This window comes from Plantactinospora sp. BC1 (genome assembly GCF_003030345.1).
Taxonomy (GTDB): domain Bacteria; phylum Actinomycetota; class Actinomycetes; order Mycobacteriales; family Micromonosporaceae; genus Plantactinospora.
Genome location: NZ_CP028158.1, coordinates 5,738,049 through 5,761,127, shown reverse-complemented (window position 1 = coordinate 5,761,127; position 23,079 = coordinate 5,738,049). Strand labels below are relative to the sequence as shown.

General features: G+C 72.9%; 14 protein-coding genes and 1 pseudogene. 5 read left to right on the top strand and 10 right to left on the bottom strand.

Going from position 1 to position 23,079, the window contains the following annotated elements:
- Positions 1–69: 69 nt before the first annotated feature.
- A pseudogene (locus tag C6361_RS25195) lies at positions 70–621 on the top strand (DUF998 domain-containing protein); the annotation flags it as partial.
- Here C6361_RS25195 and C6361_RS25190 read toward each other — a convergent pair.
- From C6361_RS25190 to C6361_RS25175, 4 genes are all read right to left on the bottom strand, one after another.
- Positions 541–2,964 carry an MMPL family transporter gene (locus tag C6361_RS25190; protein ID WP_304598504.1) on the bottom strand — a complete coding sequence of 808 codons (2,424 nt, stop codon included), beginning with the start codon at positions 2,962–2,964 and terminating at the stop codon, positions 541–543. The pseudogene C6361_RS25195 and the gene C6361_RS25190 sit on opposite strands and share 81 nt — an antisense overlap.
- A 219-nt stretch (positions 2,965–3,183) precedes the next feature.
- On the bottom strand, positions 3,184–3,771 hold the full coding sequence (locus tag C6361_RS25185; protein ID WP_234358990.1) for an HD domain-containing protein: 588 nt from the start codon (positions 3,769–3,771) through the stop codon (positions 3,184–3,186).
- Between the two features lie 391 nt (positions 3,772–4,162).
- On the bottom strand, positions 4,163–6,427 hold the full coding sequence (locus C6361_RS25180) for a S8 family serine peptidase (RefSeq protein ID WP_234358989.1): 2,265 nt from the start codon (positions 6,425–6,427) through the stop codon (positions 4,163–4,165).
- A 172-nt stretch (positions 6,428–6,599) separates the two neighbouring features.
- Positions 6,600–9,278, bottom strand: a complete 2,679-nt coding sequence (locus tag C6361_RS25175) for a glucosidase (protein WP_234358988.1) — start codon at positions 9,276–9,278, stop codon at positions 6,600–6,602.
- Positions 9,279–9,455: 177 nt separating this feature from the next.
- On the opposite strand from C6361_RS25175, the gene C6361_RS25170 reads away from it, so the two are divergent.
- From C6361_RS25170 to C6361_RS25155, 4 genes are all read left to right on the top strand, one after another.
- Positions 9,456–11,390: an amylo-alpha-1,6-glucosidase gene (locus C6361_RS25170; protein ID WP_107271166.1), complete on the top strand. Its 1,935-nt coding sequence runs from the start codon at positions 9,456–9,458 to the stop codon at positions 11,388–11,390.
- A 146-nt stretch (positions 11,391–11,536) separates the two neighbouring features.
- Entirely contained in the window at positions 11,537–12,853 is a 1,317-nt protein-coding gene (locus C6361_RS25165; RefSeq protein WP_107269199.1) for a glycosyltransferase family 4 protein, read from the top strand.
- A gap of 117 nt (positions 12,854–12,970) precedes the next feature.
- Positions 12,971–14,974 carry a serine/threonine-protein kinase gene (locus C6361_RS25160; protein ID WP_159079468.1) on the top strand — a complete coding sequence of 668 codons (2,004 nt, stop codon included), beginning with the start codon at positions 12,971–12,973 and terminating at the stop codon, positions 14,972–14,974.
- Positions 14,975–15,261: 287 nt separating this feature from the next.
- Positions 15,262–16,071: a metal-dependent hydrolase gene (locus C6361_RS25155; protein ID WP_107262973.1), complete on the top strand. Its 810-nt coding sequence runs from the start codon at positions 15,262–15,264 to the stop codon at positions 16,069–16,071.
- A 97-nt stretch (positions 16,072–16,168) separates the two neighbouring features.
- Here the strand turns inward: C6361_RS25155 and C6361_RS25150 are convergent, their stop codons facing one another.
- From C6361_RS25150 to ngcE, 6 genes are all read right to left on the bottom strand, one after another.
- Entirely contained in the window at positions 16,169–16,768 is a 600-nt protein-coding gene (locus C6361_RS25150; protein WP_107262974.1) for an NTP transferase domain-containing protein, read from the bottom strand.
- Positions 16,769–16,887: 119 nt separating this feature from the next.
- Positions 16,888–18,630, bottom strand: coding sequence for a bifunctional 3'-5' exonuclease/DNA polymerase (locus tag C6361_RS25145; RefSeq protein ID WP_107269197.1), 1,743 nt, complete (start codon positions 18,628–18,630; stop codon positions 16,888–16,890).
- 172 nt (positions 18,631–18,802) lie between these two features.
- Positions 18,803–19,411 carry a GNAT family N-acetyltransferase gene (locus tag C6361_RS25140; protein ID WP_107269196.1) on the bottom strand — a complete coding sequence of 203 codons (609 nt, stop codon included), beginning with the start codon at positions 19,409–19,411 and terminating at the stop codon, positions 18,803–18,805.
- Between the two features lie 160 nt (positions 19,412–19,571).
- A complete protein-coding gene (locus C6361_RS25135) occupies positions 19,572–20,492 on the bottom strand; it encodes a carbohydrate ABC transporter permease (protein ID WP_107271165.1) in 921 nt (306 codons plus the stop codon).
- A 13-nt stretch (positions 20,493–20,505) separates the two neighbouring features.
- Positions 20,506–21,414 carry a carbohydrate ABC transporter permease gene (locus C6361_RS25130; RefSeq protein WP_107271164.1) on the bottom strand — a complete coding sequence of 303 codons (909 nt, stop codon included), beginning with the start codon at positions 21,412–21,414 and terminating at the stop codon, positions 20,506–20,508.
- Between the two features lie 19 nt (positions 21,415–21,433).
- Entirely contained in the window at positions 21,434–22,936 is a 1,503-nt protein-coding gene (ngcE, locus tag C6361_RS25125) for an N-acetylglucosamine/diacetylchitobiose ABC transporter substrate-binding protein (RefSeq protein WP_234358987.1), read from the bottom strand.
- Positions 22,937–23,079: the final 143 nt, after the last annotated feature.

The window sequence follows — 23,079 nt, the reverse complement described above, 5'->3', positions numbered from 1 at the left end:
GCGGAAGCCGGGGATCGGTCCGGGATCGCGCCGGATTCGGCGCCGGGCCGGCGCGACGACGCTGGTCACATGATGTCCGGACCCCTACCGCAGCCATGGACCGCCCGACCGCTGACCCTGCTCGCGGCGCTTGGCATTTGCCTGACGGCGACCCTGGGCGTCGCGGCGCACCTCGCCCCCGACCCCGGGATGAGCCCGCTGTCGCTCACCATCAGCGACTACGCCGTGTCGAACAACGGCTGGCCGATGAACCTCGCGATCCTGATCCTCGGGGTCACCTCGCTGGCCGTACCGCTGGCGTTGCGGGCCGCCCGGGTCAGGGTGGGCCGCCCCGCCGAGGCGCTGCTGCTGGTCTGGTGCCTGGGGCTGATCGCCTCGGCACTGGTACCGACCGATCCGCTCGGAACGGTCGAGCTGACCACCCAGGGCTACGTGCACCGGTACGTCTCGGTCGCCGCCTTCGTCGCCCTGCCGCTCGCGACGCTGCTGGCGATCCGCCGGCTCGCCGCCGACGCGCGCTGGCGGGACGCCGTACGCCGGTTACGGGCGCTGGCGGTGACCAGCGTGCTGGCGCTGATCGCGCTCTACTACGTCGCGTTTCCCGGCGGCCGGGTGATGATGGGGCTGGTCGAGCGGATCCTGGTGGTGGTCGAGCTGGCCCTGCTCGCGGTGCTGGTGGCCAGGCTGCACCGGGTCGCCGGCAACCGGTCCCGGGCGGTGCCGACCCGCTAGCAGGGCCCGGCGGCGTCGCGGTGTGACCACGGCCAGCTCCATCGTCGGCGCCTCTGCCGGGCCGGCCGGCGGCCGCCCGCTCCCCCGCAGCCAGCGCGGTGCCCACCAGTTCGCCTCGCCGAGCAGCCGCATCAGGGCGGGGAGCACGAGTCCGCGGATGACGGTGGCGTCGATCAGGATCGCGGCGGCGAGGCCGACCCCGAGCTGCTTGTACTCCAGGATCGACAGGGTCGCGAAGACCGCGAAGACCGCCACCATGATGATCGCGGCACTGCTCACCACGCCGGCGGAGGAGACGATTCCGCGTTCGATGGCGTCCCGGGTCGGCACGCCGTGCAGCACCGCCTCGCGGATCCGGCTGACCACGAAGACGTGGTAGTCCATCGAGAGTCCGAAGAGGATGACGAAGAGCATCAGCGGCAGCCAGGAGACGACGGCGCCGTTGCTCTGGAAGCCGAGCAGGTCCTCCGCCCAGGAGTGCTGGAAGACCAGCACCAGCAGCCCGTACGACGCGGCGACGGAGAGGGCGTTGAGCAGGATCGAGGTCAACGCCACCGGTACGGACCGGAAGCTGCCGAGCATCACCAGGAAGGTGACGGCGAGGACGAAGCCGAGTACCGAGGGCAGCGAGTCCGACATCTGGTCCAGGAAGTCCTGGCTGCTGGCGGTGCGGCCGGCGACCGCGTACTCGGTTCCCGGCACCTGGCCGACGGTGGCCGGCAACAGCTCGGCCCGGAGCCGGCGCAGCGTCTGGACCGCGTCGTCGCTGCCGGCCGGACCGGCCACGTACACCGAGACGAGCCGGACCAGGCCGTCGGCGGAGCGGCGTACCGTCGGCTGCCGGTCGTGGGCGAAGCCGGTGGCGTCGCCCAGCCGGGCGCCGAGTTCGGTGAGCGCCCGGTCCAGCTCCGCGCCGTGCCCGGCGCCGGTGCGGATCGCGACGGTGTGGCTGGTGCCGAGATCGTTGCTGGGGAACGCCGCCGCCAGCCGGTCGTAGCCGCGCAGGATCGGGATGGAGCGCGGCAGGTCCGCGGAGGTCGGCCGGGCGAGCCGCATGTCCAGGGCCGGGGCGGCGAGGGCCAGCAACGCGAGTACGGCGACCAGCAGCGTCGGTGCCGGCCAGCGCAGCGCCGGCCGGAGTACCGCCGACCAGAACCGGCTCCGGCCGGCCCGCTCGATCCGGCGGCCGAGGAACGGCACCCGGGGCCGGTCCACCCACCGCCCCAGCGTGACCAGTACGGCCGGCAGCACGGTCAGCGAGCCGAGCATCGCGACCCCGACCACCAGGATCGAACCGGTCGCCATCGAGCTGAAGGTGTTCTCACCGACCAGGTAGAGCCCGGCCATCGCCACCATCACCGCCAGCCCGGAGACGAGTACCGCGTGTCCGGAGGTGGCGGCGGCGATCTCGACCGCGCTGCGGTGGTCCCGGCCCCGGGCCCGCTCCTCGCGCTCCCGTCGCAGGTAGAACAGGGAGTAGTCGACCCCGACCGCCATCCCGATCAGCAGGATGATGCTGTTCACCAGTTCTCCGGCGGGGAAGACGTGCGACGCGAAGGCGGCCAGCCCGAACGCGGCGGCGACCGCCGAGAGCGCCAGCAGCACGGGTACGCCCGCCGCGATCAGCGCGCCGAAGCTGAGCACCAGGATGCCGAGGGCCACCGGCACGCTGATCAGTTCGGCCCGCAGGAAGTCCGCGCCCAGCGTCTCGGTCAGGGCCTTGCCGAGCGAGGCGGTCCCGATCTGCTCGATCCGCAGGTCCGGAAACTCCCGCTGGACCTCGGCGGTGGTGGCCAGCAGTGCCGGCACCTGCCGTTCGGCGGCGTCCGCCTCCTCGTCCGGCGGGTCGGCGAGCACCACTTCGACCAGCAGTGCGGTGCCGTCCGGTGCGTGCAGCGGCGCCCGCACCTCGGCGACCTCCGGGAGGGTGCGCATCCGGGTGCCGACCTCGGTCGCCGCCGCGTCGGCCCGGTCCCGGTCGAGCGGACCGGTCAAGGGCGTGATCAGGACGTTCTCCGTCACCGGCGGCTCGGCGAACTCGCCGGCCCGCTCGATCCGGTCGGCCCGGGCCAGTTCGCCGTGCAGGCTGTTCGCCCCGGTCGCCGGTACGGTGCCGACGGCGGAGCCGCCGACGACACAGGCGGCGACGAAGAGCAGCCAGCCGAGGATGGCGAGCCGGGGGCGGGTGGCGCTCCACCGGCCGATCCGCACGGTCAGGGGAATTCGTTTCACGGGTCGGAGTCCTCAACGCCGTCGGGTGATCCAGGACCCGTCTCGGGTCTGCTCCGACGTTAGGAATCCGGCCCGGAGGCCACCATGGGGCGCACCATCCGCCCCGGGACGGCCGGCCGCACTCCGGCTGCTGCGGTAGACCACACCCCGCCGGTCGGCGGTGGTTGATTCCGTACCGGTCCGGCGGTTCGGCCGAGCGCGGGCCGGTCGTCTCTCTCGTCAGTCGACGGGGTAGCGGGCCTGGAAGTCGAGGCGGGCGTCGGCGTCCTCGGCGATCCGACCCAGTACGTCGTCGAGGGCCAGGAACGCCGCCCAGCGCTGCTGCCCACCGACCGCGGCCAGCCGGTCCACGACCCGGTCTTCGAGGTCGGCTTCGCGTCGACCCTTCCAGATCTTGTCGGCGAGGCTGACCAGCAACTCCTCGATGGTGGTGTCGGGGGAGTCCCAGCGGGCGTGGCTGGCGGCGAACCGGGCCAGGGCCGGCTGGACTCCGTACCCGATCAGGAGTTCGCGCCCGGCGGGCTCGTGCCGCGACCCGGGCCCGGAGAGTTCCTCGGGGTGGCGGGTCTTGCCGATGTCGTGGGTGGCGGCGCCGAAGCACACCGCCCGGTGGTCGACGACGAGGTCGGGATAGTCCTGGCCGAGCCAGTCGAGCAACTGGGCCGCGACGTCGTGCACCGCGCGCAGGTGTGCGGCCAGCCGGGCCGGGGCGTTCGACCTGAGCAGCAGTTCGGCGGCCTCCGGCGGGAGCGGCCGCAGCGGCGGCGTGCCGGGGTCGGCGAGGGCGCGGTGCAGGGCGGCGGTCACGACGGTCAAGGGTAGCCAACGGACCGCCACGCCCCCTGACCGCCGACCCGGACCGGCGGAGCAGGGGGCGTGGGGCACCGGAGCTGGGCGGGCCGAGCCTTGCCGGGGGGACGCAGCTCGGTGACCGCCGACCTCCCCCGGGGATGCTCCTATGGAAGTCAAGGGGTGTTGAGGGCGGTGAAGTCGGCGAGGAGGGCGGTGTGGACCTCGCGGACGATGTAGCGCTTGAGGCAGCGCATGATCTCTTTCTTGCTGAGTCCTTGTTTGGCGCCCGGTCGGTGAGTGCAGGAACGGGTCACCCGGGCAGACCGACGAATCCCCTAGAAGACACCCAAGGTCAGTCAGAGGCTGAGTCAGACCGGCCGGGTGACCCGCTCCTACATCCTCACTGTCAGAGGGTCAGGGACCAGCCGTCGAGGCGTCCGGAGTACGGCGCCGCCGCGTCCTGCACCCGCAGCCGCCAACTGCCGTTACGGGCCTCGGTCGAGAGGTTCACCAGGTAGACCACGTTGATCGGTGACCCGCCGACGACCCGGTTGCGCAGCAGATAGGAGCTACCGTCCGGGGCGACCAGCCGGATCACCAGGTCGGCGACCCGACCGTGCGTGATCCGCACCCCGACCGCGCTGGTCGTCGAGGCGTTGCCCGAGCAGCCGGCGAGGACGATCGGGCTCTGCACCGTACCGAGGTCCGGGATGGCCACCGGGGTGGCGCTGCTGCCGGCGCAGGCGGTCGGCGTACCGGCCGTCAGGTTCAGCGTCCAGATGTCGATGTGCCCGACGTCCGCACCGGCCGCATCCTGCACCTGGAGCCGCCACCGGCCGCTCGCCGTCTCGGTGGAGAGGTTGACCCGGAAGGTCTGTTCGATGTTGTCCTCACCGCCGCCGGTCCGGTTGTGCAGCACGTAGCCGCTGCCGTCCGGCGCCAGCAGGCTGACCACCAGGTCGGCCCGGAACGTGTGCAGGATGCGTACCCGGACGGTGCTGGAGGCCGATGCCCGGCCCGGGCAGCCGGAGATCGTCACCGGGCTCTGCACCGTCGACAGGTCCGGGATCGCGACGTCGGTGTTGTTGGTGCCGGTGCAGCCGACCGGGTTCGTGACGGTCACCGTGTACCGGGCGGTCCGGGTGGCGTGCGGGCCGGTGCCGGTGACCGTCAGCGGGTAGCTGCCGGGCACCGCCGCCGAGCCGACCCGGATCGTCATCACCGACGACCGGCCGGCGACGACGGAGGCCGGGCTGAAGGTCGCGGTGACACCCCTCGGCAGCCCGGTGGCGCTCAGCACGACGGTCTGGGCCGAGCCGGCGGTCAGCCGGGTGCTCACCGTCGCGGTGACCGCGCCGCCCGGTCCGGCCGAGCCGCTGGCCGGGGCGACCGTGAGAGCGAAGTCGTTGGTGGGCGGCCGGACGTCGGCGACGTGCAGCAGGACGTTCGGCGAGCCGGGGCCGGGGTCGGTGACCAGCCCGGTGGTACCGGAGGTGACCAGCAGGTCGCGGACCTGCTGCGGGGTGTACGACGGATTCTGCGCCAGCACGAGCGCGGCGGCGCCGGCCACGTGTGGCGAGGCCATCGAGGTGCCGTCCCCCGGCCCGCTGGCGGTGTCGCTGTCGATGGTGGAGGAGACGATCGCCACCCCCGGGGCGAAGATGTCGACGCAGGTGCCGTAGTTGGAGAAGGTGGCCCGGGCGTCGGTACGGCCGGGGCCGCCGGGGAAGCCGCCGGTGGCCGCCACGGTGATCGCGGTCGGGACGCTCGCCGGTGAGCCGCCGCAGGCGTCGGCGTCCTCGTTGCCGGCCGCGACCGCGTAGCTGACGCCGTCGGCGATCGAGTTCGCCACCGCCGTGTTGGCGGCGCTGTTCGCCGGCCCGCCGAGGCTCATGTTCGCCACCGCCCGCTCGCCCGGGTCGTGGTCGCCGGTGACCCAGTCGACACCGGCGATCACCTGGGCGTAGGTGCCGCTGCCGCTACAGTCCAGCACCCGTACCGCGACCAGGGTGACGCCCTTGGCGACGCCGTACTCGGCACCGCCGACGGTTCCGGCGACGTGCGTGCCGTGCCCCTGGCAGTCGGTGGCGGGCCCGCCGTCGATCGCGTCGAAGCCGGAGACCGCCCGGCCGCCGAAGGTCTGGTGGCTGAGCCGGATCCCGGTGTCGATGACGTAGGCCCGGACCCCGCTGCCGGTGCTCGGGTAGGTGTAGCTGTTGTCCAGGGCCAGCGGGCGCTGGTCGATCCGGTCCAGACCCCAGGAGGGGGTCGGGGTCTGCGTACCGGTGAGCCGGACCCGGTGGTTCTGTTCGACGTACGCCACGGACGGGTCGGTGGCGAGCCGCCGGGCCGCCTCGGCCGAGCCGGTGAACTCGAAGCCGCGCAGCGCGTGCCGGTAGGTGCGGGCGACCTTCCCGCCGGCCCGCGCGGCGAGTACGCCGGCCCGGCCGGTCACCGAGTCGGCGCTGACGGACGCCTCCTCGAGTACCACCAGATAGCTGCCGGCGACGGCGGTGGCGCCACCCGCGTGCCGGATGGTGCCGTCGGCCGGTGCCGCGGCCGCCGGGGCCACCGCCGTGCCGAGCAGCCCGGCGCTGACCGCCACGGCCAGTCCGACGGCGAGTCTCCCCGTCCGCCGCTGACCTGATGTGCTGGCAATTCTCATCGCCATTCTTCTCCCCTCCTGCCGGTGGCCGGGGCCCGCGCGACGGTGCCGCGACACCGCCCCGGAAAACGGCTGAACGGGACACTACGAGGGGTGTTTGAATCCTGGCGGACAGTAACCGACAGCAGGTCAGTCGGCATCTGGACCGGCACCGGCCGTCACCTGCGGCGGGTCGGACCTATCGGCGCAGGGTCAGGATCAGGTCGGCGACCAGCGCGGTCCAGCCGGTCTGGTGCCAGGCGCCGAGCCCGGCCCCGTTGTCCCCGTGGAAGTACTCCGGAAAGGCGATCAGGTCCTTCCAGTCCGGATGGGTCTGGAAGAGTTCGGCGATGCCGTAGATCGGCCGGCGCCCCCACTCGTCCGGCACGAAGAGCGCGATCAACCGGGCGGAGAGGTCGTCGGCGATCTCCGTCAGGGTGTGCTTGCTGCCGGACCGGGTCGGATACTCGACCAGCAGGTCGTCGCCGAAGAACGCCGCGTGGTCCCGGAGCGCCGAGATCAGCATGAAGTTCGTCGGCATCCAGATCGGGCCGCGCCAGTTGGAGTTGCCGCCGAAGAGCCCCGAGGTCGACTCGGCCGGCTCGTAGCCGACGGTGAACTCCTGCCCGCCCAACTCCACCGCGAACGGCTGCTCCAGATGCCGCTTGGAGAGGGTACGCAGCCCGTACGGGGAGAGGAACTCCTCCTCGTCCAGCATCCGGGCGAGCAGCCGGACCACCTGGTCCGGGCCGACCATCGAGAGCAGCCGCTGCTGCCGCCCGTCCCCGCCGAGCCGCCGACCGCCGATCACCCGGGCGTACTCCGGCTTGTTGGCCAGGAACCAGCGCAGCCGGGCGGTCAGCTCCGGCAGCCGGTTCAGCGTGACGGTGGTCAGCCGGGTGATCGCGGCCAGCGGCAGCAGCCCGACCACCGAGCGCACCTTCAACGGCCGGCTGGTCCCGTCCGGCAGCCGGAGTACGTCGTAGAAAAAGCAGTCCTCCTCGTCCCAGAGCCCCGCGTCGTACGCCGCCGCCGCGATGTAGGCGAAGTGCTCGAAGAACTTCGTCGCGATGTCGGAGTACGTCGGGTCGTGCACCGCCAGGATCAGCGCCATGTCGAGCAGGTTCAGCGCGTACATGGCCATCCAGCCGGTGCCGTCGGACTGCTCCAGCACCCCGGCCACCGGCAGCGCCGCCGAGCGGTCGAACGGACCGACGTTGTCCAGCCCGAGGAAGCCACCCTCGAAGACGTTGTTGCCGCCGATGTCCTTGCGGTTGACCCACCAGGTGAAGTTCAACAGCAGCTTGTGCATCATCCGGGCCAGGAAGTCGAAGTCCCGGCCACCGTCGATCTCGAAGACCTTCAGCGCCGCCCAGGCGTGCACCGGCGGGTTCACGTCGCCGAACGCCCACTCGTACGCCGGGATCTGCCCGTTCGGGTGCAGATACCACTCGCGGAGCAGCAACAGCAGTTGCGCCTTGGCGAACCCCGGGTCGACCCGGGCGATGGTGACGCAGTGGAACGCCAGGTCCCAGGCGGCGTACCAGGGATACTCCCAGGGGTCCGGCATCGAGATGATGTCGAAGTTGTTCATGTGCCGCCAGGAGCTGTTCCGGCCGTGCCGGTGCCCCTCCGGCGGCGGCGCGGCGGCCGGGTCGCCGGTCAGCCACTGCTGCACGTCGAAGTGGTAGAACTGCTTGCCCCACATCAGCCCGGCGATCGCCTGCCGGGCCACCAGCGCCTCCTCCCGGGAGGCGCCGTCCGGAATCAGCCGGGCGAAGAACTCGTCCGCCTCGGCCCGCCGGGTCGCCATCACCGCGTCGTGCTCGGCGCCGAGGTCGAGCGGGGGCGCCGGCTCGCTGGCCGGCGGCGGGGAGGTCCGGGTGAGCCGGAGCTTGATCGTCGCCTCGCCCCGGGCCGGTACCTCCAGCACGTAGTGCAGCGCCCCCTTGGTCCCCTCGCCGGCCGGGTTGACCGTGTCGGCGCCGTTGACCACGTGGTCGTTGATGCCGTCCTTCGGGTACGCGCTGCGCCCCGGCAGCCCCCAGAGCCGCTCGGTGTTGGTCTCGTTGTCGCAGACCAGCGCGGCCGGCCCGCCGTCGCCCTCCAGCACGATCTGGCCGAGTACCCAGTGCTCGCCGACCAGCCGGCCCGGGGTGCCGCGCAGCTTCGGCACCTGGTCGCGGCCGGGCAGCCCCCAGGACCAGGTGTTGCGGAACCAGAGCGTCGGCAGCACGTGCAGGGTGGCCGCCTCGGCACCCCGGTTCGCCGCCGTGATCGAGATGCACATGTCGGTCGGGGACGCCTTGGCGTAGTCGACGGTCACCGCCCAGTACCGGTCGTCGTCGAAGATGCCGGTGTCGACCAGCTCGTACTCGACCTCGTCCCGGCCCCGCGCGCCGTTGACCGCCACCAGCTCGTCGTAGGGGAAGGCGGCCTGCGGGTAGTGGTAGCGCCAGCGCATGCAGGAGTGCGTCGGGGTGGAGTCGAGGTACCACCAGTAGTCCTTGGCGTCCTCGCCGTGGTTGCCGCCGTCGCCGCCGAGCCCGAACATCCGCTCCTTGAGGATCGGGTCCGCGCCGTTCCAGAGCGCCAGGCCGAAGCAGAAGGTCTGCCACTCGTCGCAGACCCCGGCCATCCCGTCCTCGTTCCACCGGTAGGTCCGGGACCGGGCGTGGTCGTGCGGGAAGTAGTCCCAGGCGGTGCCGTGCTCGCTGTAGTCCTCCCGGACCGTGCCCCAGGCCCGCTCGGCCAGGTAGGGACCCCAGGCCCGCCACGGCTCCCCACCGGCGTCGGCCTCGGCCAGCCGGACACGCTCCGGATCCAGCCCGGTACGCTCCGCGTCCTGCCCGTCGTCCATCCGACTCCCGCCCGTCATCCGACCGCTCCCCTGCGGTCATCCATCCGATCATTGTGATCGCTCCCGGCTCAGCCGGCCAACGATCGTCCCCCGGGTCACCCCGGCAACGATCGTCCCCGCTCGCCCGGGCGACGATCGCGGTGACCGTCACCACCGTCGGTGTGCCGGATCGGCCGAGCGGGCATCATGGGCGCCATGCTGCCGATCGAGTTCGGGCCGCGGGTCTGCGGTCACCTGGAGGCCGGCGTCGACCGGGAGTGGCTGCTCCCCGACGGCCTCGGCGGGTACGCGATGGGCACGGTGAGCGGGCTGCGGACCCGGCGGTACCACGGGCTGCTGATGGTGGCCGGCGAGACCCCGGCGGCCCGCCGGCTCGGGCTGGTCAGCCTGGACCCGGAGCTGGTGCTCCCCTCCGGCGCGGTGTTCCGGCTCGGCGCGCACGAGTGGCGCTCCGGCGACGTCGACCCGCGCGGCTTCGAGCTGCTGGAGCGCTTCGACCTGGTCGACGGGACACCGCGTTGGCGGTGGCGGATCGGCGACCTGGTGCTGGAGCGCGAGCTGGCGATGGCGCACGGCCGGTCCTGCCTGGCGGTCCGGCACCGGCTGGTCTCCGGCGGCCCGGCCCGGCTCAATCTGGCCGCGGCGGTGACCTGGCGGGACGGGCACGCCGAGCGGCGCGCGGACGGGCCGGCGCCGAAGGTGGAGCCGGTGGCCGGCGGCGCGGTGATCGAGGACGCCTTCCGGCTCGCCGGCCCGGAGTGGGTGGCCGAGGGCCAGTGGTGGCACGGCGTGCACCACCGGGAGGAGGCGGCCCGGGGACTGAGTCCGGACGAGGACCTCTGGTGTGCGGGCCGGTTCACCCGCGCGCTCGACCGTCCCGGCGACAGCGTTTCGGTGCTCGCCTGGGCCGGCGACCTGGCCGAGGAGCCGCCGCCGGCCGACGAGGTGATCGAGGCGGCCCGGCGGCGCAACCGCCGGGTGGTGGCGGCCGGCAGGCCGGCCGACGCGGTGGCGGCGACGCTGACCCTGGCCGCCGACGCCTTCGTGGTCGGCGGCGGGACCGGGCCGGACGTGGTGGCCGGCTATCCGTGGTTCGGCGCCTGGTCCCGGGACACGATGATTGCGTACGAGGGGCTCTTCCTCGGTACCGGCCGGGCGGACGAGGGGCGGGAGCTGCTCCGGGCGTACGCGGGGACGCTCTCGGAGGGGATGCTGGCGAACACCGCCGACACCGGGCGGGTGGAGTACAACACGGTGGACGGGACGCTGTGGTTCCTGCACGCGATGGCCCGGCACGTGACGGTCACCGGGGACGCCGACCTCGCCGCCGAGCTGCTCCCGGCGCTGCGCGGCGTGGTCGACGGCCACCTGCGGGGCACCCGGTACGGCATCGTGGTCGACCCGGCCGACGGGCTGCTCGGCCAGGGCGCCCCCGGGGAGGCGCTGACCTGGATGGACGCCCGGGTGCACGGCGAGCCGGTGACCCAGCGGGCGGGCAAGCCGGTCGAGGTGAACGCGCTCTGGGTCAACGGGCTGGCGGCGATCGCCGAGCTGGCCGGGCTGGTCGGGCAGGACCCGGGTGCCGCACCGGCCGCGCTCGCGTTGGCGCGGGCGGCGTTCCGGCGCCGCTTCCCGGCCCCCGGCGGCTGGCTCCACGACGTCGTCGACGCCCCGCCGCCGGCCTATCCGCGCGGTGCCGACGGCCGGCACGACGACGACTCCCTCCGGCCGAACCAGCTGCTCGCCTGGTCGCTGCCGTACGCGCCGCTCGACCCCGATCCGGCGGCGCTGCGCCGGATCGGCGCGGCCCTGCTCACCCCGCTCGGCCCGCGCAGTCTCGCCCCGGACAGCCCCGGCTACCTGCCACGGCACCGGGGCGGCCCCGCCGAGCGGGACTCCGGCTACCACCAGGGCACCGTCTGGCCCTGGCTGATCGGCCCGTACGCCGACGCCTGCCGCCGGGCCGGGCTCCCGGTCGACGAACTCTTCGCCGGGCTGGAGGCGCACCTGTCCGAGTACGGGCTCGGCTCGGTGAGCGAGACCGCCGACGCCGCACCGCCGCACGGGGCCACCGGAGCGCCGTTCCAGGCGTGGTCGGTGGCGGAACTTCTACGGGTGCGACAGAACTGACCGGACGGCGTTACATACCGGCAACGGGCGCGTCTTCACCGGTTTTCCCGGCACCGGCAGTATTGGCCCCAACCAATGACGCGTAGGCACCCGTAACAGGTGTCTCTACGCGCCTGCGTGGGAATCAATTCAAAGGGGGCCGGGCCATGTCACCGAACGCCGAGGTCGTCAACTTCCCCGCGGCCCGCCCGCGCAAGGTACTCATCCTCTCCTGGGAGTACCCGCCGGTGCTGGTCGGCGGGCTCGGCCGGCACGTGCACGCGCTCGCCACCGCGCTCGCCACCGCCGGGCACCAGGTCACGGTGGTCACCCGGCACGGCGAGGGCGCACCGGTCGAGGCGTACGTCGACGGCGTGCACGTGCTGCGCGCCCCGGAGGACCCGGTCGGCTTCCCGCTGGCCACCCCGAGTCTGCTGGCCTGGACGATGGCGTTCAACCACACGCTGACCCGGACCGCCCTGCGAGCCGCCCGGACCGCCGACTACGACGTGATCCACGCCCACGACTGGCTGGTCGCGCACACCGCGATCAACCTCGCCGACCACCTGGACATCCCGCTGGTCACCACGATCCACGCCACCGAGGCGGGCCGGCACCAGGGCTGGTTGCCGGACGAGATGAACCGGACCATCCACTCGGTCGAGCACTGGCTCGGCCACGAGTCGCACCGGGTGATCACCTGCTCCGGCTACATGCGCGACCAGGTGAAGGCGCTCTTCGGGCTCCCGGACGGGCACGTCGAGGTGGTGCCGAACGGGGTCGACGACCGGGCCTGGTCGGCCCAGCCCCGGGCGGTCGCCGCCGCCCGCAGGCGGTACGCCGGTGCCGGCCCGCTGGTCGGCTTCGCCGGGCGGCTGGTCTACGAGAAGGGCGTACAGCACCTGGTGCACGCCGTACCGAGACTGCGGGAGCGGCACCCGGAGCTGCGGGTGGTGATCGCCGGGGACGGGCCGTACCGGCAGGAGTTGCAGGACCAGGCGCACCGGCTCGGGCTGGACCGGAGCGTACGCTTCGCCGGGTTCATGACCGAGCGGCAGTTGCCGGCGGTGCTGGCGGCCACCGACGCCACGGTGGTGCCGAGCCTCTACGAGCCGTTCGGGATGGTCGCCCTGGAGGCGGCCGCCGCCGGGGCCCCGCTGGCGGTAGCCGCCACCGGCGGGCTGGCCGAGATCGTCGAGCCGGGGGTGACCGGGGTGACCTTCCCGCACAGCGACCCGGACGCGCTGGCCGGTGCCGTCGACTCGCTCCTCGGCGACGAGGTCTTCGCCCGCCGGGTGGCCCGCCGGGCCCGCACCATGGTCGCCGAACGGTACGGCTGGGCCAGCATCGCCGCCCGGACCGCCGCCGTCTACGCCAGCGCGGCGAACGCCGGCCCGGCGCCGCGGACCCGGGCCGGGGGCGGGACGGGGCGGATCGTCGTACCCGAGGGGAACCTGCTGGCCCTCGACGGCGCCGCCTGCTGACCCCCGCCGGATGCCCGCCGCGCACCGTCCCCGACCGGTGTCCATCCGCGAGAGTTGATGCGGGGAACACCGTCCGCTCGCTATCGTGTACGGCGGGTATCAGAGGGGACGCGGACGGTGTATCAGGAGCGGATCGCCGATCGTTACCTGCTGCTGCGCACCATCGGCGCGGGCGGGATGGGCTGGGTCTGGCTGGCCCAGGACGAGATGCTGCACCGCCTGGTCGCGGTGAAGCAGGTGGTGCCGCCGGACTGGATGACCCCGGACGAGCGCGACGAGGTGCGCTGCCGGACGCTGCGCGAGGCGCGGATCGCCGCCCGGCTCAACCACCCCAACGTGGTCCGGGTCTACGACGTGGTGCAGGACGGCGACTCCCCGTGGATCGTGATGGAGTACGTCCCGTCCCGCTCGGTCCAGCAGGTGCTGGACTCGGACGGACCGCTGTCGCCGGTGCGTACCGCCGAGGTCGGGTTGGCGGTGCTGGCCGCGCTGCGCGCCGCGCACTCCTCCGGGGTACTGCACCGGGACGTCAAGCCGCACAACGTGCTGATCGCCGAGGACGGCCGGGTGGTGCTCACCGACTTCGGGCTGGCCACCGTGGACGGTGGGGACGGGGCGCTGACCCGGGACGGCGTGGTGATCGGGTCACCGCAGTACGTCTCGCCGGAGCGGGCGGCGGACGGATCGTCCACCGTCGAGTCGGACCTCTGGTCGCTCGGCGCCACCCTCTACGCGGCGGTGGAGGGCCGGTCGCCGTACCGCCGACCGACCACGATGGCCACGCTGACCGCGCTGGCGGTGGCGCCGCCGGATCCGACCCGGCTGGCCGGTCCGCTCCGCCCGGTACTGGCCGGACTGCTCCGTCGCGATCCCCGGCAGCGCCTCACCGCCGACCAGGTGGAACGGATGCTGCGCAAGATCACCGATCCGCCGCCCCGCTCCGGCCGGTACCCGCTCGCCCTGGGCCGTGGTCTCGCCCGCCGGCCGCCGGTCGCCGGCCGGCCCGCCACGGAGGAGGCCCCGGCCGACGCTCCCCGACCGGCCCGGCGACGGCCGCCCAACCAGCGTGCGCAGCCGGACCGGCGCCCGCAGCCGAACCAGCGCGCCGCCTGGCCGGCGCAGCCGAACGGTCGGGGCCGGCCGGACGAGCAGGCCGAGCCGGACCCCTCGGCCAGCTCCGCCGGACTCTCGGAGCCGGACGCGGCGGCCGGCTCCGCCGGACCCTCCGAGCCGGACGCGGCGGCCAGCTCCACTGGACTCTCGGAGCCGGACGCGGCGGCCGGCTCCGCCGGACTCTCCGATCCCGACGGCTGGCCGGAGCCGGCCGGAGCGGATGTCGCGGAGCGGCTGCCGCACCCGGTCCGGGGTGTGCGGCGCGGTGCGGAGCCGGGACCGGATCCCGACCGGCCGGAACCGCCGGACCGGAGCCGCCGCCGACGGCGTCTCGGCGGGCCGGTCTCCCGGATCGGAGCCACCGCGCTGACCCTGACCCTGCTGGCCGGGCTGGGCACCGTCGTGGCGCTGCGGGCCAAGCGGACCGGCGAGGCCCCGCCGGAGGCGTCAGGCAGCCGACCGGCCGCGAAGGTGGGCCGGGCGTTCCCGTGTGCGCCGCCGCCGGAGCAGACCGTGCCGGTGACCCCCGCGCCGCGCCCGCCGGACGAACGGTTCGGCCTCGTCGAGCACTGGACCTGGTACACCGACGCGGCCGGCTTCCGGATCGCCGTACCGGTCGGCTGGCGCCGGTACACCGACGGCAGGGTGGTCTGCTTCCGGGAGCCGGTGATCGGCACCGGACGGATGATCACGATCGATCCCAGCACCCCGGCGACCCCGGACGGCGAGCGGTACTGGCTCGCGGAGGAGCGGCGGCTCATCGGCGCCGGCCTGCTGGCCGGGTACGAGCAGGTCGACATCGCGCCGCTGGACATCCGGGGCGGCGGGGCGATCTGGGAGTGCCGGTGGACCAACGCGCACGGCGTCCGGGTGCAGGCCGCCCGGATGCTGATCAACACGTCGGCCGGGCGGGCGTACACCGTCTCCTGGCTGACCCGGGAGTTCGACTGGGGCGTCAACCAGAGCTACCTGCGGATGGTGCAGACCAGCTTCCGGCCGGTCGGGTGAGCCCGGTCGTGCCCCGCCCCGGCGACACGCCGGAGTCCGGTTGCCGACACGGTTTTCCGAGGGTCGCCGCGCCGCCCGGAGCGTCCGGGCACGTTGCGGCGCGGACCACCGTTGACCTGCCCGGCGATCCGAGTCGAACACGCGTTTGACCACGCCCCCGCGAGGCGGTGGAGTGGACCGTGACGTCGGTGACAGCACTGTGGATCAAACGGTGATTGCCTAGCGATCTCCGGTTTGGCACAGTGTCGCCAGCCGTGCGGGATGTACCCGGGGGAGGATGCACGACGATGATGGGGCCATCCCATGCGCTGTCCGGTGCCGCGGTCTGGTTGGCCGGGTCCTGGGGACTGGACTACTTCGCCGGCTACGAGCAGTCGCCGCTGGCGATCGCGGTCGGCACGGCGGTCTGCGCGGGCGGGGCACTCTTCCCCGACCTCGACATGTCCGGCAAGGTCACCCGCAACCAGGGCGGCGCGACCGTCGCCCGCACCTTCGGCGTGGTCTCGCTCTTCTTCGCCGAGGTGATGGAGAAGATCTCCCTCGGCGTCTACCACGCCACCAAGCTGAGCAAGGATCCGCACCGGAGCAACGGGCACCGTACGCTGACCCACACGCTGCCGTTCACCTTCCTGGTCGGCTGGGGCACCACCGCGCTCTGCACCGCGTACGGCAAGTGGGCCGTGATCGGGATCCTCTTCTTCATGATCGGCCTGGCGCTGCGCGGGCTCTTCGACGAGTGGGCGAAGCGGGCCGGCTGGGTGATCGTGACCCTGGTGTCGCTGGCGGCGGCGTACTTCACCTTCCTGCACCTGCCCGGCGACCGGGGCTATCCGATGCTGGGGCTGGCGGTCGGGGTCGGCTGCTTCGTGCACATCATGGGCGACATCATCACCAGCAACGGGGTGCCGATCCTCTGGCCGGTGCCGATCAAGCGGCGGATGTGGATGATGATCGGCATCCCGAACAGGATCGCCGTCAAGGTGGGCGGCAAGGTGGAGACGATCGTGCTGCGCGGCGCCTTCACGGTGATCTCGATCCTCTCCGCGGTCGGCCTGGTCGCACCCTCCGTACTGGAGCGGTTCAACATCGAGGTCTGACCCGGGCGGCATCGGCGGAGCCGTCCCGGGTCGGGCCGGCGCCGCTGCCACCGGCCGGCCGGTGCCGCCACGACGGGTCGCGGCGGCACCGCCGGACTCAGACGGCGACCCGCTGGGCCGGGACCGGGACGGTCAGCCCCCAGGCGGCGAGCAGTTCCGGGGTGTTCGCCCGGCTGCCGTCCGCCACCGTGTCACAGGCGATGTCGACGATCTCGTCCTTGTGGGCCATCAGATAGGGCCGGGCCCCGACGTCGGCGTTGGCCAGCGCGGCGATCCCGGCCCAGTGCCGGCGACCGAAGAGCATCGGATAGCCGCGCAACCCGTCGTAGGTGGCGCAGACCAGGGCCTCCGGATAGGGCAGTGCCGCCACCCGGCGTACCGCCGCCTCGGTCAGCCCCGGCATGTCCACCGGGACCACCACGACCGCCTCGATCCGCCGGTCCGGTACGGCGTCCAGGCCGAGCCGGATCGACGAGCCGATCCCGGTACCCCAGGAGCGGTTCACCACCACCGTCGCCCCGGAGAGGTCGGCGGTGGCGCGTACCTGTTCGGCCGCGGCCCCGAGGACCACGACCAGCGGCCCGCAGCCCGCCGCCCGCATCGTGTCGAGTACCTGGTTCACCAGGGGTCGCTCCCCCTGGTGCAGCAACGCCTCCGGGCCGCCGATCCGGCGTCCCCCGCCCGCGGCGATGATCATTCCTGCGATCCGACTCAGCGCTGTCACCTTCCGCCGGTCGCGCGACCCCCGCCGCGCGCACAACGGTCCCAACGAGCGGACGGGACCCAGGTATCGGCACTAATCGGACCAATTCGCAACTATGCCGCATTTGCGTAACAGTCCACCACCGAGACGTCCAGCGGGAACCGTACCGGCGTCTCGCCGAAGAGCAGCCGCCCGGCCTGCCCCGCCGCCTCGTGCACCAGCCCCGCCACCTCGTCGGCCCGCTCCGCCGGACAGTGCACCAGCACCTCGTCGTGCTGGAAGAAGACCAGCTCCGGACGGCCCGCCCCCGGCTCGGCACCGAGCCCGGCCAACCCGTTGCGCAGCCCGGCGAGCAGGGTCAGCGCCCACTCCGCCGCCGTCGCCTGGATCACGAAGTTGCGGGTGAACCGGCCCCGGGCCCGAGCGGCGGCCCGGGCCCGCGGCCCGAACGGGTCGACGTCGGCCGACTCCACCACCGGCCCCTCCCCCTCCTCCGACTCCCGCACCGAGACCGAGGCGGGTGGACAGGTCCGCCCCAGCCACGACCGGACCAGCCCGCCACCCTCGCCGGTCCGGGCCGCCGCCTCGACGTACTCGAAGGCGGTCGGATAGCTGCGGCGCAACACCGCCAGCGCGGGGATCGCCTCGCCGCCGGTCTGGCCGTACATCGCGCCGAGCAGCGCCAGCTTGGCCCGGGCCCGGTCACCGCCGAAGCTCTCCCGGGCCAGCGCGGTGTAGAGGTCACCCGCGCCACCGGCGGCGGCGAGCCGGGCGTCCCCGGAGACCGCCGCCAACACCCTCGGCTCCAACTGGCCGGCGTCGGCGACCACGAACCGCCAGCCCGGATCGGCCAGCACCGCCCGCCGGACCACCTTCGGGATCTGCAACGCGCCGCCGCCCCGGGTCGCCCACCGCCCGGAGACCACCCCGGCCGGAACGTACTCCGGACGGAACCGGCCGTCCCGGACCCAGGCGTCCCGCCAGGCCCAGCCGTGCGCCGTCCAGATCCGGTAGAGCTCCTTGTATTCGAGCAGCAGCGGAACCGCCGGGTGGTCGATCCCGCGCAGCACCCAGGCGCGGGTGCTCGGCAGGTCGTAGCCGGCCCGGGCGAAGGCGCGGAGCAGCTCGGCGGGGGACTCGGCGTGCAGCTGGCGTACCCCGAAGGCGGCGGCGATCCGCGCGGAGAGCTCCGCCAGCCGGCGCGGCGGCCCGCCCACCGGCGACGGCTCGCCGAGCAGGTCGACCAGGAGCGCGTCGTGCACGTCGGCCCGCCACGGCAGCCCCGTCGCGCTCATCTCGGCGGCGATCAGGGCGCCCGCCGACTCGGCCGCGACCAGCAGCCGGAACCGACCGGGCTGCGGCGCCGCCGCGATCCGGGCCTGCTGGTCGGCGTGCACCCGGACCAGCGCGTCGATGCCGAGCGGCGGCGGCCCGGAGACCACCTCGAAGAGCGCGGCCTGCGCCGCACCGGGCGGCGCGGCGGCCCGGGGCGGCGGATCGGCCGGCACCGGCGCGCCGGTCAGCCGGGCCCACGCGGCGGCCAGGCCGCGCGGCTCCCCCCAGCGCCCGTCCCGGCCGAGCAGCAGCGCCTCGGTCAGCTCGACGTCGTGGCAGCGCTCCACCCGGTGACCCTGGCGCAGCAGCCCGGGATAGATCGCGGCGGTGGAGGCCCAGACCCAGCGGGGCCGGTCGGCCCGCTCCCGGGCCTCGACCGCCGCGCCGAGGTCGGCGACCCGCTCGACGCCTCCGGCGGGCCGGCCGTCCGGGTGCAGCGGCTGGAGCAGACCTCCGTCGCCGTCCTCGTCCCGGACCACCGCCACCAGCACGAAGACGATTCTGCCCGCACCGACCGACATCCCCCGCCGGCCGACCCCAGCCGGGCACTCCGGTGTACGCCCTGAGGGCGGAATTCGCCCTCTCCTGGTCAGCTCGTCCGTCGGCGCCGTCGTGTCGCCCGGATACGACCGCACCTCGTGGGAACCGGGTGAGCGGGGGTGCTCGACCGGCCTGTTCGGGTCACCGCCGCGCTCACCGGGTGCGGGCCGCCGCGCCGTCGCCCTCGTCGCGCAGCCGGGCGTGCAGGTGTACGTCGTGCCAGCCGTCCAGGTGCAGCATGGCCCGCCGCAGCGTCCCCTCGGTGCGGTAGCCCGCCTTGCCGGCCACCCGGCAGGAGGCCAGGTTCGCCATCGAGTGCAGCAGCACCAGCCGGTTCAGGCCCAGCACGTCGAAGCTCCACCGGGTCAGCGCCGAGACCGCCCGCCCGGCGACGCCACCGCCCCGCGCGCCGGGCAGCACCCAGTACGACAGTTCGGCGGTCGCCTCGACCAGCGAGACGTTGCGGAGCCCGACCTGACCGACCGGCCGGTCGGCCGACCCCTCGACGACCGCCCAGCTCGCGTCCGACTCCGCCGCCCAGCGGGCCGGCCACTGCGCCGTCCAGTCCCGCGCCTCGGCGTCGCTGTCCATCCGGCGCAGGTGCCACCGCTGGATCTCCGGACAGTCGAAGGCGGCCCGCACGGTGGCGGCGTCGTCCGCGCGCCAGGGCCGCAGGGTCAGCCCGCCGTCGGCGGTGAGCCGGGGCTGACGCATCGCCCGCAGCGAGTCGGCGGGCAGGGCCGGTGGGACCAGCAGTGGCATGCGTTCATGATGACTGGCCCGGCAGGATGCCGACCCGGCCCTCCAACATCGCCCGGGGATTCGGGCCCCGATCTCCTCGTGAGAGATCGGGGCCCGGTCTGCTGGGGCGCCCCGGCCGGTGCCGGTCCCTCGGGGTTCCCTGGCGAGCTGGTCGGCCGGGTTACTTGATCGCGCCGGCGGTGAGGCCGGACTGGATCTGCCGCTGGAAGATCGCGTAGACCAGGATCATCGGCAGGATCGCCATGGTCAGTGCGGCGAACAAGCCGGACCAGTCCGCCTCGTAGCCGGCGTTGACCGAGATGTCGGCGATGCCCTGGGTGAGCACCCACTTGTCCTCGGCGTTGGAGAGCAGCACCAGTGGCAACTGGTACTGCGACCACTGCCCGATGATGTTGAAGATCCCGACGCTGATCAGCCCCGGCTTCGCCATCGGCATCATCACCTGGAAGAAGAGCCGGGTGTGCGAGCAGCCGTCGATCATCCCCGCCTCGGCCACCGAGGTCGGCAGCGTCTTGAAGAACGCGGCCAGGAAGAAGACCGTGAACGGCAGCGAGTACGCGATGTAGACCAGGACCAGCCCGGTGTGCGTGTTGAGCAGGCCGAGGTTGTCCACCACGAAGAAGAGCGGCACCAGGGCGAGGAAGACCGGGAAGGCCAGCCCGGAGACGAAGAGGTAGTAGATCACCCGGTTGCCGACGAACTTGTAGCGGGCCAGCACGTACGCGGCCATCGAGCCCAGCAGCATGGTGCCGAAGACACCGCAGGAGACCACGATCACGCTGTTGACGAAGAACTTGCCGACCCGGGCCTGCGTCCAGGCGCGACCCCAGTTCTCCCAGCGCAGCTCGGCCGGGAGGGTCCACGGGCTGCTGAAGATCTCCGCGGTGTTCTTGAAGGAGGCCAGGAAGGTCCAGAGGATCGGGACGATCACGATCACCGCCCAGACCACCAGGGCCACGTGACCCAGGCTGGAGAGCAGCCGTACCTCGGACTTCACCCGACGGTCCCGGCCCTTGCCGGCCCCGGCGGCCGGCTTGCTGTGCACCGGCCCGGTCACCGGGCGCTCGGTCTGTGTCGTCATCTGGGGTCCCATCTCAGTACTCGATGCTCTCCCGCTTGGACACCCGCAGCGCGAGCGCCGCGAACGTGATGGTCAGGAAGAACAGCGCCACGCCCATCGCCGAGGCGTAACCGGCCCGGCCGTAGACGAAGGCGTTGCGGTAGATCTCCATCGCGAGCACCGTGGTGGCGCCGTCCGGGCCGCCGCTGTCGACGGAGAGCACCGCGACGATGGCGAAGGCGTCGAACGCGGCGATGCCGAGGTAGACCCAGGCCACCTGGAGGGTGTCCCAGAGCAGCGGCAGGGTCACCCGGAAGAAGAGCGTGACCTTCGTGGCCCCGTCGATCTCGGCGGCCTCGTAGATCTCGGTCGGGATCGACGCCATCCCGGCCGAGAAGAGCACCACGTAGAAGCCGACCGCCTGCCAGACCAGCACCCCGATGATCGACCAGAGGGCGAGGTTCGGGTTGATCAGGAAGAAGACCGGATCGAGCCCGATCTTCGTCAGTACGCCGTTGATCAGGCCGGACTCGTCCGGCCGGTAGACCATCTGGAACAGTACGGCGATGATCGCCACCGCTAGGACCTGGGGGAAGAAGAACACCACCCGGTAGAAGGCGGACCCCCGGACCCCGACCCGCTGCCCGCCCTTGCTGCCACCGCCGACGTTGAGCAGGAACGCGAAGAAGAGCGCGATGGCGATGGTGATCAGCGGCAGGGCAAGCAGCAGTATCCCGTGGTGTTGGACCGCCTTCCAGAAGGCCGTGTCGTTGAAGAGCCGCTGGAAGTTCTCGAACCCGATCCACTCCGGCGCGCCGATCCCCCGCCAGTTCGTCATCGCGAGCTGGAACGCCTGGGCGTACGGCGCGATCACGAAGACCGCGTAGATGGTGACCGGCAGGAAGAGAAAGCCGATCACGAACGGGTACTTGCCCTGCCGCATGATCACTCCATTCCGGTCGTCAGCGCGAGAACTTGGCGACGCTGCTGTCGCCCTTGATGGCGTCCGCACGCTTCTGGATCCGGTCGGCCCACTGCTCGGCGGTGGCGCGGCCGAACATCAGCTCGTTGGTCGCCGTCCGGGCCTCAGTGTCCAGCTCCTTGTACCAGTTGTCGAACATCATGTTGAAGACGTTCGCCCCGGCCGCCTTCAGCGCCGCCTGCGAGCTGGCCACGCCCGGCGGGAACGAGTAGCCCTCGCTGCCGGCCGGCACCACGGTGGCCGCCCCGACGGTCTCGGTGAAGCCCCGGGCACCCGCCTTGGAGAGCATCTGCCGCATGTACTCCATGCCACCGCGCGGGTTCTTGCTCTTGGCCGAGACGAAGTACCCCTCGCCGCCGGCCGCCCGGATCGCACCGGCCGGCAGCTTGTCCGCCGCGGTCAGGCTCGGCACCGGCATGAGCTGGTACTCGAAGCCGGCCGGCGTGTCCTTCTTCTGCTCGTTCTCCAGCCAGTCACCGCTGGGGTAGAAGGCGAGCTTGTACTGGTTCTGCCGAAGCTGCACGTCGGTGTGCTTGAGCCCCTCGAAGCTCTTGTCGCCGTACTTGGCGCCGATCTCGGCCCACGCCTTGGCGGACTGGATCACCGGCTCGGCCTTCCAGGCGTTCGGCTCCAGGTTGTCGATCGCCTTCAGCACGTCCGGCCCGCCGACCTTGGCGGCCTGGGTCAGGATCACGTTCCACATGTAGTAGGCGGCGTTCGCCCCGGCGTAGCCGAACGGGGTGATGCCCTTGGCCTTGATCTGGTCGCAGAGCGCGGTGAACTGCTCCCAGGTGGTCGGCACGGTCCAGCCGTTGTCCTTGAAGAGCTTGCCGGAGTACCAGATGCCGTAGACGGTGGAGACGTAGTAGAGCACGAACGGCTTGCGGCTGCCGTCCTTGGCGTTGAACATGCCCTGCTCGACCACGCCGGGGATGACGGTGTCCCGTACCTTCTTGTTCGGGTCGTCCACCGACGGCGCGTCCCACAGCTCGGTCAGGTCCTGGAGCTGGTTGTCGTTGACCAGGGCACCGAAGTCGAGGAACTTCTCGCCCGAGTTGTTGACGAACTCCGGCGGGTCACCGGCGGTGAACCGGGGCTGGAGCACCGTGGAGACCGCCTGGGTGGCCTGGTGCTTGATCTCCGCCTTCGGGAACGCCGTCTTGTAGAGCTTCTCGTGCACGTCGGTGGCGTACTTCTCGCCGTAGCCGCCGTTGAAGATGATCACCTCCAGCGCGGCGTCCTCCTTGACGCCGAGCGGGTTGGTGGCGCTCTTCTCCCCGGTCTCCTGCTCGGTGCTGCCCTCGTCGTCCCCGCCGGTGGCGCAGGCCCCGAGCAGTCCGGCGGCCGGGATGGTGAGCAGTCCGGCGGCGGCGGCCCGGCGCAGCACCGTACGGCGGCTGCTGCCCAGCGCCGCCGGCAGGTCCGGTCCGGTCATGGTCGACGGATCAACGCGGTCCGACGTGTTGTCGGAGGTTGCGGACATCTTCATCTCCTCAGTTGAGAATCGGGTCGGGCCAGCCGGACGACTCCGGATGACCGGGACCTGCCAGCGGTGCGGTTACTCGCTCCCGGGGGAGCGATCGGGCCGGGGTGGCCAGCGGCGGCCCCTGCCCGACGGGTCGGTGT

Coding starts and splice junctions, on each gene's coding strand:
- C6361_RS25140 (WP_107269196.1), bottom strand. CDS start 19,411: ATGCCACTGCTGGTCCCACCGGCCCTGCCCGCCGACTCGCTGCGGGCG.
- C6361_RS25180 (WP_234358989.1), bottom strand. CDS start 6,427: ATGGCGATGAGAATTGCCAGCACATCAGGTCAGCGGCGGACGGGGAGA.
- ngcE (WP_234358987.1), bottom strand. CDS start 22,936: ATGTCCGCAACCTCCGACAACACGTCGGACCGCGTTGATCCGTCGACC.
- C6361_RS25165 (WP_107269199.1), top strand. CDS start 11,537: ATGTCACCGAACGCCGAGGTCGTCAACTTCCCCGCGGCCCGCCCGCGC.
- C6361_RS25155 (WP_107262973.1), top strand. CDS start 15,262: ATGATGGGGCCATCCCATGCGCTGTCCGGTGCCGCGGTCTGGTTGGCC.
- C6361_RS25150 (WP_107262974.1), bottom strand. CDS start 16,768: ATGATCATCGCCGCGGGCGGGGGACGCCGGATCGGCGGCCCGGAGGCG.
- C6361_RS25170 (WP_107271166.1), top strand. CDS start 9,456: ATGCTGCCGATCGAGTTCGGGCCGCGGGTCTGCGGTCACCTGGAGGCC.
- C6361_RS25175 (WP_234358988.1), bottom strand. CDS start 9,278: ATGACGGGCGGGAGTCGGATGGACGACGGGCAGGACGCGGAGCGTACC.
- C6361_RS25145 (WP_107269197.1), bottom strand. CDS start 18,630: ATGTCGGTCGGTGCGGGCAGAATCGTCTTCGTGCTGGTGGCGGTGGTC.
- C6361_RS25130 (WP_107271164.1), bottom strand. CDS start 21,414: ATGCGGCAGGGCAAGTACCCGTTCGTGATCGGCTTTCTCTTCCTGCCG.
- C6361_RS25135 (WP_107271165.1), bottom strand. CDS start 20,492: ATGACGACACAGACCGAGCGCCCGGTGACCGGGCCGGTGCACAGCAAG.